Origin of the sequence: Dechloromonas sp. A34 (assembly GCF_026261605.1) — a bacterium.
GTDB lineage: Bacteria > Pseudomonadota > Gammaproteobacteria > Burkholderiales > Rhodocyclaceae > Azonexus.
This window is the reverse complement of the sequence record NZ_CP102486.1, coordinates 3,474,726-3,488,367: the sequence shown is the minus strand read 5'-3', so window position 1 is coordinate 3,488,367 and position 13,642 is coordinate 3,474,726. Positions and strand designations below refer to the sequence as shown.

16 protein-coding genes are annotated in these 13,642 nt (G+C 63.1%); 15 read left to right on the top strand and 1 reads right to left on the bottom strand.

Annotated elements, in window-relative coordinates:
- Positions 1–99 precede the first annotated feature (99 nt).
- The 10 genes from rsxA (at position 100) to NQE15_RS17375 (ending at position 9,656) form a co-directional block, all read left to right on the top strand.
- A complete protein-coding gene (gene rsxA, locus NQE15_RS17420) occupies positions 100–678 on the top strand; it encodes an electron transport complex subunit RsxA (RefSeq protein WP_265943121.1) in 579 nt (192 codons plus the stop codon).
- A gap of 92 nt (positions 679–770) precedes the next feature.
- Positions 771–1,298 carry an RnfABCDGE type electron transport complex subunit B gene (locus NQE15_RS17415; RefSeq protein WP_265943119.1) on the top strand — a complete coding sequence of 176 codons (528 nt, stop codon included), beginning with the start codon at positions 771–773 and terminating at the stop codon, positions 1,296–1,298.
- Positions 1,299–1,305: 7 nt separating this feature from the next.
- Positions 1,306–2,817 carry an electron transport complex subunit RsxC gene (gene rsxC / locus NQE15_RS17410; protein ID WP_265943117.1) on the top strand — a complete coding sequence of 504 codons (1,512 nt, stop codon included), beginning with the start codon at positions 1,306–1,308 and terminating at the stop codon, positions 2,815–2,817.
- A 56-nt stretch (positions 2,818–2,873) separates the two neighbouring features.
- Positions 2,874–4,331 carry an electron transport complex subunit RsxC gene (gene rsxC, locus NQE15_RS17405; RefSeq protein ID WP_265943116.1) on the top strand — a complete coding sequence of 486 codons (1,458 nt, stop codon included), beginning with the start codon at positions 2,874–2,876 and terminating at the stop codon, positions 4,329–4,331.
- Entirely contained in the window at positions 4,328–5,425 is a 1,098-nt protein-coding gene (locus tag NQE15_RS17400) for an RnfABCDGE type electron transport complex subunit D (RefSeq protein WP_265943115.1), read from the top strand. The genes rsxC (NQE15_RS17405) and NQE15_RS17400 overlap by 4 nt, the downstream gene beginning before the upstream one ends.
- Before the next feature lies 1 nt (position 5,426).
- The gene (gene rsxG, locus NQE15_RS17395) at positions 5,427–6,032 is read left to right on the top strand and encodes an electron transport complex subunit RsxG (protein ID WP_265943114.1); all 606 of its coding nucleotides are present in this window, start codon (positions 5,427–5,429) and stop codon (positions 6,030–6,032) included.
- Between the two features lie 9 nt (positions 6,033–6,041).
- A complete protein-coding gene (locus tag NQE15_RS17390) occupies positions 6,042–6,722 on the top strand; it encodes an electron transport complex subunit E (RefSeq protein ID WP_265943113.1) in 681 nt (226 codons plus the stop codon).
- Between the two features lie 10 nt (positions 6,723–6,732).
- Positions 6,733–7,002, top strand: a complete 270-nt coding sequence (locus NQE15_RS17385) for an RnfH family protein (protein ID WP_265943112.1) — start codon at positions 6,733–6,735, stop codon at positions 7,000–7,002.
- A 141-nt stretch (positions 7,003–7,143) separates the two neighbouring features.
- On the top strand, positions 7,144–8,463 hold the full coding sequence (locus NQE15_RS17380; protein WP_265943110.1) for a citrate transporter: 1,320 nt from the start codon (positions 7,144–7,146) through the stop codon (positions 8,461–8,463).
- Positions 8,464–8,642: 179 nt separating this feature from the next.
- A complete protein-coding gene (locus NQE15_RS17375; protein ID WP_265943108.1) occupies positions 8,643–9,656 on the top strand; it encodes a ComEA family DNA-binding protein in 1,014 nt (337 codons plus the stop codon).
- A 23-nt stretch (positions 9,657–9,679) separates the two neighbouring features.
- Here the strand turns inward: NQE15_RS17375 and NQE15_RS17370 are convergent, their stop codons facing one another.
- Positions 9,680–10,108: a universal stress protein gene (locus NQE15_RS17370; RefSeq protein ID WP_265943106.1), complete on the bottom strand. Its 429-nt coding sequence runs from the start codon at positions 10,106–10,108 to the stop codon at positions 9,680–9,682.
- Between the two features lie 234 nt (positions 10,109–10,342).
- Between NQE15_RS17370 and nifE the strand changes: the two genes are divergently transcribed.
- The 5 genes from nifE to NQE15_RS17345 all read left to right on the top strand — a co-directional run bounded on the left by nifE (position 10,343) and on the right by NQE15_RS17345 (position 13,494).
- Positions 10,343–11,743 (top strand): nitrogenase iron-molybdenum cofactor biosynthesis protein NifE, encoded by a 1,401-nt coding sequence (gene nifE, locus NQE15_RS17365; protein ID WP_265943104.1) that lies wholly within the window; start codon positions 10,343–10,345, stop codon positions 11,741–11,743.
- 164 nt (positions 11,744–11,907) lie between these two features.
- Positions 11,908–12,210 (top strand): hypothetical protein, encoded by a 303-nt coding sequence (locus tag NQE15_RS17360; RefSeq protein WP_265943102.1) that lies wholly within the window; start codon positions 11,908–11,910, stop codon positions 12,208–12,210.
- A 68-nt stretch (positions 12,211–12,278) separates the two neighbouring features.
- Positions 12,279–12,797: a DUF1499 domain-containing protein gene (locus NQE15_RS17355; protein WP_265943100.1), complete on the top strand. Its 519-nt coding sequence runs from the start codon at positions 12,279–12,281 to the stop codon at positions 12,795–12,797.
- A gap of 64 nt (positions 12,798–12,861) precedes the next feature.
- A complete protein-coding gene (locus tag NQE15_RS17350; RefSeq protein WP_265943099.1) occupies positions 12,862–13,233 on the top strand; it encodes a hypothetical protein in 372 nt (123 codons plus the stop codon).
- 99 nt (positions 13,234–13,332) lie between these two features.
- Entirely contained in the window at positions 13,333–13,494 is a 162-nt protein-coding gene (locus tag NQE15_RS17345) for a hypothetical protein (protein WP_265943098.1), read from the top strand.
- Positions 13,495–13,642 lie beyond the last annotated feature (148 nt).

Below are 13,642 nucleotides of genomic sequence, written 5' to 3'. Positions count from 1 at the left end.
GCTTCAGAAGGCCGCATCGCTGTGGGGTTTTGTTGTCCGGGCGCTGCTTGGCATGCCTTATGCAGTGAGGGCAGGGGAAAAACCTGGAATCTCACAACCATGAGCGAATTTCTCTTACTGCTGCTATCCACCGCCCTGGTCAATAACGTGGTGCTGATCAAGTTCCTTGGCCTCTGCCCGGTGATGGGCGTTTCCAAGAGTGTGGACAGCGCTCTCGGCATGGGGCTGGCGACCACCTTCGTCATCACGCTGGCCGCCGGTGCCTCCTGGATGCTCGATAACTGGATGCTGCAGCCCTTCGGCCTGGGCTACCTGCGCATCCTGACCTTCATCCTGGTTATTGCGGCGGTCGTGCAATTTACCGAGATGTTCATCAAGAAGGCCAGCCCCGGCCTCTACCAGTCTCTCGGCATCTACCTGCCGCTGATCACCACCAACTGCGCCGTGCTCGGCGTCGCGCTGCTCAACGTCGAGCAGAAGTTCAGCCTGTTCAAGAGCCTGCTCTACGGCTTCGGTTCGGCGCTTGGCTTCACCATCGTTTTGCTCATCTTTGCCGGCCTGCGCGAGCGCGTCGCCCTGGCCCGTGTCCCGGGCGCCTTTGCCGGCGCGCCGATTGCGTTCGTCACCATCAGCCTGCTCGCCCTTGCTTTCATGGGCTTCTCGGGCCTGAACGTCTAAGGGAGATAGAAAATGACCCCCACGCTCACCTTGTTCGCTGCCCCCCCAAGGGGGCGCCGCCTCCCTCGGGGCGGCCCATCGGGAGGCTTGACATGATCGCCGCCATTCTCAGCCTGACCATCCTCGGTGCCGCACTCGGCATCATCCTCGGCATCGCCAACAAGTTCCTGCAGGTCGAGGGCAACCCGGTGGTCGATGAACTGATCGCCATGATGCCCGGTTCGAATTGCGGGCAGTGCGGGTTCCCCGGTTGCTCCGGGGCCGCGACGGCGATTGTCGACGGCACCGCCGCCCCGACCTGCTGCCCGCCGGGCGGCAAGGCTCTGGCGACCTCGATCGCCGCCAAGCTGGGCTTGACTGTCGATCTCTCGGCGATGTCCGACGACGGTCCGAAGATCGCCGTCGTCGCCGAAGAGCTGTGCATCGGCTGCTGTCGCTGCATCAAGGTTTGCCCGACCGACGCCATTCTCGGCGCCGCCAAGCAGATCCACAACGTGCTGCGCGAAGCCTGCACCGGCTGCAGCAGCTGCATCGAAAAATGCCCGACCGAGGCGCTCGCCATGAAGCCGGTGCCGGTGACCCTGCAACACTGGGTCATGCCCAAGCCTTTGGCTGCGTGAGAACACCATGGGATTGATGAACCTCTTCCAGCATTTCCTCGGCGACGACTGGGGCGTTCATCCGGACGACCGCAAGCGTCCGGCAGCCGACCAGCCGGTGCGCGTCATGCCGGTTCCGGCCAAGCTCTATCTGCCGCTGCAGCAGCACCTCGGCGGCCCGGCCCGGCCGGTGGTGCTGGTTGGCCAGCACGTCAAAAAGGGCGAACTGCTGGCCGATGCCCAAGGCATGGTCTCGGCGCCGATTCATGCCCCGACTTCCGGGACGGTGGTGGCGGTAACCGAGATCACGGCGCCGCATCCTTCCGGCTTGAGCCTGCCGGCGATCATTCTCGAAGCCGACGGTGCCGACGAGTGGGTCGAACTGCACGGCTGCGCCGACCCGTTTGCACTGAGTGCAGCCGAAATCGGCCCGCGCGTCGCGGCGGCCGGTGTCGTCGGCCTCGGCGGCGCGGCATTCCCGTCGGCGGTCAAGCTGATCGGCGCCTCGCGCGCCAAGGTGACGACGCTGGTCATGAATGGCGGCGAGTGCGAGCCCTATCTCTCCTGTGACGACCGCCTGATGCGCGACCAGGCGGCCGGCATCGTCGATGGCATCCGCATCATGCTCCATGCCACCGGTGCCGGCGTCGCGCTGGTCGGCGTCGAGGACAACAAGCCGGAAGCCATTGCCGCCATGCAGGCATCGGCCAGCCCCTTCGCCAATGTGCAGATCCGGCCGATACCGGCACGCTACCCGATGGGCTCGGAAAAACAGCTGATCCAGGAACTGACCGGCATCGAAGTGCCGGCTGACGGCCGGCCGGCCGACATCGGCGTGATCGTCCATAACGTCGGCACGGCGCTCGCCGTGCGCGCCGCCGTGCGCGAAGGCAAGCCGCTGATTTCGCGGCTGGTGACCCTGAACGGTCAATGCGCCAGCCAGCCCGGCAACATCGAAGTCCGCATCGGCACTCTGGCCGAAGAAGTCATCGCCTTCGCCGGCGGTCTGAAGGGCGATGGTCTCGGCCTGGCGCGGCGGATCATGGGCGGGCCGATGATGGGCATGCAGATTCCGCACTGGCGGGTGCCGGTGGTCAAGGGCACGAGCGGCATCCTGGCTTTCGATACGGCCGAGGTCGCCGAGCAGGAGCCGAATCCGTGCATCCGCTGCGGCAGCTGCGTCAAGGCTTGTCCGATGGGCCTGCTGCCGCTCGAAATGAGCTCGCGCATCCGCAACGAAGTCTATGGTGAAGCAATCGACCTCGGTCTCAAGGACTGTATCGCCTGCGGCTGCTGCGCCTACGTCTGCCCGTCGAAGATTCCGCTGGTCCAGTTTTTTGTCCACGCCAAGGGCGAGATGGCGTCGCAGGATCGCGCCAAGCTGCGCAACGATGCGACCAAAAAAATGGCCTTGCAGCGCCAGGAACGCCTGGACCGCGAAAATCGCGAGAAGGTCGAGGCGGCTGCAAAACGCAAGGCTGAGCGAGCTGCGGCTGCGGCCGCTGCCGCCGCGCAGGCGGACCAGAGTACGGTCAGCTAGGGGCGTGTCATGGGCTTCATGAACCTTTTCCAATCCTTCCTCGGCAACGGCTGGGGGTGCATCCGGCCGACCATAAGCGGCCGGCTGCCGATCAGCCCGTCCGGCGCCTGCCGATCCCGCCGCGCCTGCACCTGATGCTGTCGCAGCATGTCGGCTCGCCGGCCCGGCCGGTGGTCATGGTTGGTCAGAAGGTTCTCAAAGGCGAGTTGATTGCTGCCGCCCAAGGCAATATCTCGGCGCCGCTGCACGCGCCGACCTCCGGCATCGTCAGCGCGATCGGCGAGATTACCGCGCCGCACGCCTCTGGTCTGCCGGGCGTAGCAATCTCCCTGGATGCCGACGGCGACGACCGCTGGCTCGACAACGAGCGGCCGGCCAACCCCTTTGCGCTGGCGCCGACGGAGATCGCCGATCTTGTCGCCGCCGCCGGGGTGGTCGGGTTGGGCGGGGCGACCTTCCCATCGTCAGTCAAACTGAGTCTTGGGCGGCGTTCAAGCATCGACACGCTGATCATCAACGGCAGCGAATGCGAACCCTATCTTTCCTGCGATGACCGCCTGATGCGCGACCGTGCCGCGGCGATCGTTTCCGGCATCCGGCTGATGTTGATTGCCACCGGCGCGCGCCAGGCAAAGGTCGGTATCGAGGACAACAAACCGGAGGCGATTGCCGCGATGCGCGAGGCATCGTCGGGGTTTGCCGAAGTGCGTATCGTGCCGGTTCCGGCGCGTTATCCGATGGGTTCGGATCGTCAGTTGATCGTCGAGCTCGCCGGCCGTGAAGTGCCTTCCGACGCGCGTGCGGCCGACGTTGGCGTGATCGTCCATAACGTCGGCACGGCCTATGCCGTCCATGACGCCGTGTGCCTGAACCGTCCCTTGGTCAGCCGTCTGATGACCTTGAATGGCAAGGCTGCAGGAATGCCCGGCAACTACGAGGTGCCGATCGGCACCTTGGTCAGCGACCTGATTGCCTTCACCGGTGGCGTCAAGGGCGCGGCGGCGAAGATGGTCATGGGAGGGCCCATGATGGGTTCCGTTCTGCCCCATGCCAGGGTGCCGGTGATCAAGGGGACGAGTGGCATTCTGCTCCTCGATGCCGAGGAGTCTGCCCGCTATGAGCCCGAGGCATGCATCCGTTGCGGCAGTTGCGTCAAGGCTTGCCCGATGGGGCTGCTGCCGCTGGAGATGAGTGCGCGCATCCGCAACGACGACCTCGACGGCGCCGCAGATCTCGGATTGACCGACTGCATCGCCTGCGGCTGCTGTGCCTATGTCTGTCCGTCGCACATTCCGCTGGTCCAGTACTTCTATCACGCAAAGGGTGATCTTTCGGCGCGTCAGCGTACGCAGTTGCGTACCGAATCGACCAAGAAGCTTGCCCTGGCTCGCCAGGAGCGTCTGGAGCGCGAGGCGCGGGAAAAGGTCGAGGCGGCCGCCCGACGTAAAGCCGAACGCGCCGCCGCGCAGGCGGCCGCTGCGCTCGACGCAGCAAAACAAGGAGAAACCGTATGACTTCGACTGTCCTATCCGCCCAGCCTATTGCCTCGCCGCATGCTCATGGTGGCAATTCGGTGACGCGCACCATGTTCCGTGTCCAGATGGCGCTCGTCCCCGCCACGCTCTACGGCTTCTGGCTGTTCGGCTGGCCATCCTTCTTCCTCTGGTTGTTGACCATCCTGTCCTGCCTCGGCTTCGAAGCGCTGTCGCTGAAACTGATGGGGGTCACCCGCATCAAGCGGACGCTGTTCGACGGTTCGGCCCTGCTCACCGGCTGGCTGCTGGCGCTTACCCTGCCGCCCTGGGCGCCCTGGTGGGTTGCCGTGGTCGGCGGCTTCCTCGCCATCGTGATCGGCAAGCAGGTGTTCGGCGGCGTCGGGCAGAACGTCTTCAATCCCGCCATGGTGGCCCGTGTCGCCTTGCTGATCTCGTTCCCGGTGCCACTGACCCAATGGGTCTATCCGCTGCCGCTGACCACATTGGCCGCCCCCGATTTCATCGATGGCCTGCGCATTTTTCTGACCAGCCTGCCGCAGCCCGATGCCATGGCCAGTGCCTCGCTGCTCGGCTATGCCAAGACCGAGATGTCGCGCGGTATCGATCTGCTGCATTCGCTGGCCGGCGAGCATGCCCCGGCGCTTTCCTGGATCGGCGCCCGTTCCGGCAGCTTCGGCGAATCGGCGTCGATGCTGATCTTTGCCGGTGGCCTGTATCTGCTGATCACCCGCGTGATCACCTGGCATACCCCGGTTGCGGTGCTGGCCGGCGTGGCGATTCCGGCGGCGATCGGCCATGCCGTCGATCCGGCTCACTACTTGAGCGTCTCGGCCCATCTGCTGTCCGGCGCGCTCATGCTCGGCGCCTTCTTCATCGCCACCGATTACGTCACCTCGCCCAATACCGCTAGCGGCCAGATCGTCTTCGGGCTGGGCATCGGCTTCCTGACCTGGGTGATCCGGACTTACGGCGCTTATCCCGAGGGGATGGCCTTCGCCGTACTGCTGATGAATGCGCTGACCCCGGTCATCGACCGCCTGGTCAAGCCGCGCATCCTCGGCCGCGATCGCAAGGGCAAGCCACTCGATATTCCGGAAAACAAGGGAGCCTGAGATGAATTTTGAATCTTTCCGCGAAAAGATCGGCTACCAGCCGGTGTTGCTAGGGACCATTGCCTTGCTCGCCAGTGGCGCGCTGGCCCTGGCTTCCAGTGCTACCAGCGAGGCCATCGCCGCGGCCGAGGCCAAGGACTTGCGCGATTCCTTGTCGGAGGTCTTGCCGCAGGGCATGGCCGATAACGATTTCCTCAAAGATACGGTCGAGCTGCAAAAAGACGGCAAAACCGTGACCATTTACCGGGCTCGCCAGGGTGAAACGGTCAAGGCGGCCCTCTTCAAAGTGGCCGAACGGGGGTACGCCGGCGATATCCAGGTACTGATGGCCGTCGATCTCGAGGGCCGGACCTTGGGGGTGCGCGTTCTCAAGCATGTCGAGACCCCCGGCCTGGGTGACAAGATCGAGGTCAAGAAGGATGCCTGGATCAAGAGTTTCGACGGCAAGTCCCTGGGCGAGCCGACGCCGGACAAGTGGGGCGTCAAGAAGGATAACGGGATCTTCGACCAGTTCGCCGGCGCGACCATCACGCCGCGCGCCGTGGTCAAGGCGGTCAAGGGCGGGCTGGAGTTCTTCGCCGCCCACAAATCTGAAATCACGGGCTAGGGGGCTGCGATGAGCAATGCTTACGGCAAGTTGTTCAAGGACGGGATGTGGGAACAGAACGTCGTCTTTTCCCAGATGCTGGCGCTGTGCCCGACCATGGCGGTGACGACGAGCGGCACCAACGGCCTGGGCATGGGCCTGGCGACCACGGCGGTGCTGGTCGTCTCCAATATCCTGGTGTCGATGATTCGCCACACCGTCAGTTCGCAGGTGCGTATTCCGGTCTTCGTGGTGCTCATTGCCACGCTGGTCACCGTCGTCGATATGGCGATGAACGCCTGGCTGCATGATCTCTACAAGGTGCTCGGACTCTTCATCGCGCTGATCGTGGTCAATTGCGCCATTCTCGGTCGGGCCGAAGCCTTCGCCGTGAAGAACGGGGTCTTTGCCTCGGCAGTCGATGGCGTCGCCATGGGCCTCGGTTTTACCGGGGCATTGACCGTGATCGGCCTGATTCGCGAGTTTCTCGGGTCCGGTACGCTGTTTGCGCAGGCCTCCAACCTGCTCGGGCCATCCTTCGCCTTCCTGGAAATGAAGTTGCCTGGCTACGGCGGGGCCTTGCTGATGATCCTGCCGCCAGGCGCCTTCGCGGTGCTCGGTTTCCTGCTCGCCGGCAAGCGGGTGATGGAAATGCGTCAGGAAGAAAAATCCAGGGGAAAGACCGGTGGTGCAGCACCGGTCGTGGCATAGGGAGAAAAACATGCAAATCGGCGTCGCTTATTCCGAGCCAGGACAACAAATCTGGCTGAATATCGAGGTTCCGGACGAGTCGACGGTGGCTCAAGGTATCGAACGTTCGGGCATTCTCAAGCAGTTCCCGCATATCGACTTGGGCGCCCAGAAAGTCGGCGTCTTCGGTCGATTGGTCAAGCTCGATGCCATGTTGAAGCCGGGGGATCGGGTCGAGATTTATCGCGGCATCATTGCCGACCCGGAAACAGTGCCGCGCCGGGACATGGACGAAGACTGATTGCGTGCCGGAGACCCGTAGGGATTCGGGAATATCCGGGATTGAAAAGCTTGCCCGCAGCACCGACAATGCCCGTCAATCCGCACTTTCCGGCGGAAACGGGAAGTCTCGCCAATTATATTAATCATCAAGAGAACAGCCATGTATCGATTGTTAGCACTGCTATGCCTATTGCCGGTTTCCGCTTTCGCCGCCGGTGACTTGCCGACGGTGGGGGGAATCCCCGTCGATTTCATCCTCTTCGCGCTGACCCTGCTCGGCGTCGCGCTATTCCATCACTACACGCTCTATGTCGCGCTGACCGGCCTGTTCACGATCAGCCTCTACAAGATCATCTTCACCGGTTTCAAGACCGGGGTCGGCGTCGCCGGCTTCGTCGGTCACCTCGGCCATGAGTGGGTGACCATCGGCAACCTGTTCTGCCTGCTGACCGGCTTCGCGCTGCTCGCCCGGCATTTCGAGAAGAGCCATGTGCCGGTCATCCTGCCCAAGTTCCTGCCGGACGACTGGAAGGGCGGCTTCGTGATGCTGGTCATGGTTTTCGTGATCTCCAGCTTCCTCGACAACATCGCCGCCGCCTTGATTGGCGGCGCCATGGCCCACCAGTTGTTCAAGGGCAAGGTGCATATCGGCTTCCTGGCTGCCATCGTCGCCGCCTCGAACGCCGGCGGTTCCGGTTCGGTGGTCGGCGACACGACGACGACCATGATGTGGATCGACGGCATCAGCCCGGTGCAGGTTTTCGATGCCTACGTCGCGGCCGGTATCGCGCTGCTGATCATCGGCTACTTCGGTGCCAAGCAGCAGCACGCCTACTCGCCGATCATCAAGCATGCCCACGGCCACACCCATGTCGATTGGGGGCGGATCTTCATCGTCGCCACCATGCTGGTCTTCGCCGTGGCGACCAACATCACGATCAACGTCAAGTTCCCGGAACTGGCCGAACACTTCCCCTTCATCGGCGTCGCCGTCTGGGTGGCAATCATCCTGACCATCCCGGTCCGTCGTCACGACTGGGAACTGCTGCCGGAAACCGTCAAGGGCTCGATCTTCCTGCTCTCCCTGGTGCTCTGCGCCTCGATGATGCCGGTGGAAGAACTGCCGAAGGCCTCCTGGCAGTCGGCCCTGGCCCTGGGCTTCGTGTCCGCCATCTTCGATAACATTCCGCTGACCGCATTGGCGCTGCGCCAGGGCGGCTACGACTGGGGCTTCCTGGCCTACGCCGTCGGCTTTGGCGGCTCGATGCTGTGGTTCGGTTCGTCGGCCGGTGTCGCGCTGTCCAACATGTATCCGGAAGCCAAGTCGGCCGTCCAGTGGGTCAAACACGGCTGGCACGTCATGCTCGCCTACGTCGTCGGTTTTGCCGTGATGCTTGCGGTCATGGGTTGGCATCCGGATACCGGCCACAAGAAGACGGTGCCGACCCCGGCTGTCGCCAGCCAGGCTGCCGCCCACTGAGCTTTCGCTTACCGGTAAAGCAAGGGGCTCCACGGAGCCCCTTTTTTGTGGTCTTTGCGACAAAGTTCCTGGCTGGAAATGCACCATGACGGTGCCCTGAAAATATTTCCTAAGCCGATGATAAGGAACGGAAATCAGATCCTATAATGCGCGGCCGTTCGACACTGAAAACAGGCCTGATGATGACAGCAGAAATTTCCGGAAATGTCCTGGCGCGCATCGGCGCGACGCATGGTTACCGCTTTGACGGCGACTCCGTCCAGATCAACGCCGAACTGAACTTTTCCGACGCGGCACTGGGGGCGGCAACGCACTGGGCACTGCAATTGTGGAGTAGCGCCGAGGCTTTCCACGGAAAGCAGCTGACTGGCGTCAAGGTTGCCGAAGTGGCGGTCTATCCAGCGGCCGGCGGGCAGCATGTCGTGGCGACCGTGGCGGCGATGCCGCCGGCAGGATCGGCCGAACAGAACATGGCGCTGGCGCTCGTCGGCTGGGGTGCCGACGGCTTGCCGGTGGTGGCCGATCTGGCGATTTACCCGGTGGCCGAGAGCTTCGTCCAGCCGCGCCTGTCCGGTAACGTGACCTGCGCCCTGGCCGATGGCATGGCGACGCTGAGCGTCGATAGCATCGACAATCCGCGGGCCGACGATAACCTGAGCGGTACCCTGGCTCTCGAAGTCTGGGCGCTGACCGCGCCGTATGCCGGCGGCAGCTGGCAGGGCATCCCGGTGGCCAGCGTGATCCTCGGTGTGCTGGGCGGCGGCAACGCCTGGTCTGCCTGCCATTTCGTGGTGCCGGCCGCTGTCCCCGAAGGCCCCGGCGTGCTGACCGTGATGTTGCGCGAGTGGGGCGCGGGCGGTTACGTGACGCGCGATTTCTGTAATCTGGTGCTGGACGCGCCGGTCGTCGCCCAGCCCGCACCAACGGCCAAACAGCCGGCGACCAAGGCAGCCGTCAAGCCGGCAGCCAAGGCTGTCAAAGCACCGAGCAAGGCCGGCAAGGTGCCAGCCGCCAAGGGAACGGCAGTGAATTCGGCCAGCGAGGCCGAACTGCTTGCCGTCAAAGGTCTCAGTGCCGCCGTGGCGAAAGCGATCATCGCCGGTCGTCCCTACGCTTCGCTCGATGACCTGTGCCGCGCCAAGGGTATGGGGCCGAAGTCGCTGGCCAAGCTGCGCGATCAGCTGGTGCTTTAGGGCTGGCGCGGTGAGCCGGGGGGCTAATTGGCCTTGACGCAGATCACCGGTAGTGTGGCCAGGAGCAGGACTTTGCGCGTTACCGAACCCAGGGTCACGGCGGCCAGGCCGCCCAGGCCGCGGGTACCCATCACGATCGTATCGCAGCCCAATTCCCCGGCCAGGGCGACAATGGTCTCCGCCACATCGCCCTGTCTGACGTGTGCCTGGTGGCGGATGCCGGCCTCGTTGAAGGCATGCAGCACCGCCTTCATCGCAATGTGTGCCCGCGCCGTCAGCTGGTCCAGGTCGGCCGTGGGCTCCTGACTGCGGTGCGGCCATTGCGCCGACTCCGGCTCGATGTTGATGACATGCACTTCCAGCGCGCCGTGCCGTTTGGCGAATTCGATCACGTAGAGCGCCGCGGCAAAGGCATGGCGGGAACCATCGACCGGTAGCAGTATGTTGCACATTTCAGCCTCCTTGCGATGATGGGCAAGCGGGGAGCAATCCCCTCTTTCACTGTAGTGCCTGGCCGGGGCTTGCGGTAGGCCGATCGAAACGGCGGCACCACACCTCGAGATTTGTCGCAGAGCCATCGCCTTGTCGCATTGGCGACAAGGTTATAAAAAATTAGTGCTTATAAAACATATTGTTAGATATGGCACCCGTCTTGCTATCTGTTACCCAGACCTCTGGAGAACAGCATGAAAGCCAGCGAAATCCAGGCTCTGCTCGACGAGCCGGCCTGTAGCCACAATACCAAGGAAAAATCCGGGTGCGCCAAGCCCAAGCCGGGGGCGACCGCCGGCGGCTGCTCTTTTGACGGCGCGCAGATCGCCTTGCTGCCGATTGCCGATGTCGCACACATCGTGCACGGCCCGATCGCCTGTGCCGGTTCCTCCTGGGACAATCGCGGCACGCGCTCGTCCGGCGTCACGCTGTACAAGATCGGCATGACCACCGACCTCTCGGAAACCGATGTCGTCATGGGGCGCAGCGAAAAGCGACTGTTCCATGCGATCAAGCAGGCCATCGACAGCTATGCGCCGAAGGCAGTCTTCATTTACAACACCTGCGTCACCGCGCTGATCGGCGACGACATCGAAGCGGTCTGCCGGGACGCTGCCCAACGCTGGGGTGTGCCGGTAGTGCCGGTCGATGCCGCCGGCTTCTACGGCACCAAGAATCTCGGCAACCGGCTGGCCGGCGAGGCGATGTTCAAGCACGTCATCGGCACCGCCGAACCGGCACCCGCGACACCGCGCGCCGACGGTCTGCCGACCTACGATGTCAATCTGATCGGCGAATACAACATCGCCGGCGAATTCTGGAATGTTGCGCCGCTGTTCGATGAACTCGGCCTGCGCATCCTGTGCACGCTGTCCGGCGACTCGCGTTTCCACGAAGTGCAGACCATGCACCGCGCCAAGGTGAACATGGTGGTTTGCGCCAAGGCGCTGCTCAACGTGGCGCGCAAGATGCAGGATGATTTCGGTATCCCGTTCTTCGAAGGCAGCTTCTACGGCGTCGCCGACGTTTCCAATGCGCTGCGCGATTTCGCCAAACTGATCGGCGATCCGGACCTGATGGCGCGCACCGAGGTGGTGATCGCCCGCGAGGAGGCCAAGTCGAATGCAGAGCTTGATGCCTGGCGCCTTCGCCTCAAGGACAAGCGCGTGCTGCTCTACACCGGTGGCGTCAAGTCGTGGTCCATTGTCTCGGCGCTGCAGGATCTGGGCATGAAGGTGGTTGCCACCGGCACCAAGAAGTCGACCGAGGAAGACAAGGCGCGTATCCGCGAACTGATGGGCGAGGACACCAAGATGATCGACGACGGCAGCCCGAAGGCACTGTTGTCGACCTATCACGAGTACAAGGCCGACATCCTGATCGCCGGCGGGCGCAATCTCTACACGGCGCTCAAGGCACGGATTCCCTTCCTCGACATCAACCAGGAACGCGAATTCGGCTATGCAGGTTACAGCGGCATGGTCGAACTGGCACGCCAGCTCGCCCTGTCGATGGAAAGCCCGGTCTGGGCGGCAGTCAGGAAGCCGGCGCCGTGGGCGACCGCGGCGATTTCGGGGGCCGTGCTGACGGCGTGATCTTGGCGGGCACGTTTTAGTCTTGATGCAAGGGGCAGGGTAGAGGCGCGCTGGCGCCGGCGTTTTGTTTCGATATGTTTCAGGGCGAAACCTGCTGCCGCTTCATGCGTTCTTATCGGTATACGCAATCCGCCTGGGTTGGGTTTATCGTCAAGGAGGCAGTCATGAAAACTCTTCGCATCGCTCTGCTTGGCCTGGTGCTCTCCGCCGGCCTGGTTTCCGGTGCCCATGCCCACGAGCCGCGCGTCGGCGTGAACGTCCAGTTCGGCTACCCGGCCTACGTTGCGCCGCCACCCGTCTACTACGCGCCACCCGTCCGCTACGGGCCGCCGGCCTACTACGCACCGCCGCCGGTGGTTTACGCACCGCCGCCCTTCGTCCGTCCGTACCGCTCAGCAGGCTATTATTACGGTTATGACCGTGGTCATCACCGGGGCGGGCATCGGCATTGGCGGCATCGTCATTAGTCGCCGGGCTGTTGCCGCTACCTCCCGGGCAGGTGCATGACCAGGCATTCACCGCGAGCACCCACTGAGTGAGTAATATAAATATTGCTGGTCTCATCAAGATCATCATCTATGCCGTTCTCGGCCTGATCGCGATCGCCCTGGTCGGCGCCCAGGTCGGCTTATTCGCCGGGCGGTCGCCGAACGATCTCGGCGTGAGCGGAGGCCGCCTGAAGGCGCCGGCGAACTCGCGCAACAGCGTCAGCAGTCAGGCCATGCTTTACCCCGCGCACCCGCAGCTTGACTACGCGCAGATCGCTCCACTGGAATTCCTCGATGGCAACGCAACGGCCTCGATGCAGGCCTTGGTCAAGGTTCTGTCGACGATGCCCGGGATCAGTCTGGTCAGGCAGCAGCCCGATTACCTCTACGCCGAGGCCCGGACGCCATGGCTGCGCTTTGTCGATGACCTCGAATTCTGGGTCAATCCGGCGGCCGGGGTGATCGAGGTGCGTAGTGCCAGCCGCCTCGGGCGTGAGGATTTCGGGGTTAACCGGCAGCGGATGGAAAGCATCCGTTCGGCCTACCTGGCATCGGCAAAAAAATAGCCACTAGAATGGCGGCCTGAAGTCTCCGACCGATCAGGAGACACGCTAACGACAAGGAACTCAAATGCCCCGGAAAATCACGAACTCGATCTCCCTGATCGTTGCCGCACTGTTGGCAGGCGGTGCGCTCGCCGCCGAACAGCACGACAATCATCGGCACCACCACGCTTTTGCCAAGGATGTCGATGCCTTGCATGCTGTGCTCGCCCCGCTGTGGCACGCCCGGCCAGGCAAGGAGCGCTCGCAGAACGTCTGCGCTAAAACGAACGAACTGGAACGTCTGGCTGGCGACATCCGCAGCGGCGATCCGAAGTCGCTGCTGCAGGCCATGGCTGCCCTGAAGAAGCAATGCCAGGCGAGCCCGACGGACATTGATGCTGCATTTTTCGACGTACACGAAGCCTTTCATCGCCTCGCCGAGCCCAAGGGCCATTGAGAAGGTCTACGCGGCCAACGCTGATGGGGGCAGAACCGAATGCCTCCGCCTCCTGTCCAACGGCCGTTGGCAACAGTCCTCGGACGACAGGAGAAACCCGTGCTCGATGCCATCCTCGATAACCGTCTGTTACTCGGCGCCGTCATCTTTCTGCTGTTGTTGATGGTGCCCGTACTGATCATCGGTGGGCACAAACTGCGCGATCCTTCGCACCATGACCGGCGACAGAAGACGCGGCTCGATGTCGACCGCCGGGCGTAAGCACCCGGGTTCAGAAATATCCTGATCGCCGGCTGCGGCGTCTTTGAAACGTATTTGTTGCGTTTCCTACATCGGATAATTATTACAAGCCATTGTTTTTAAATAAGTAGTTTATTGGCGCGCTCCTTGCTAAGAGATACCCAATCTC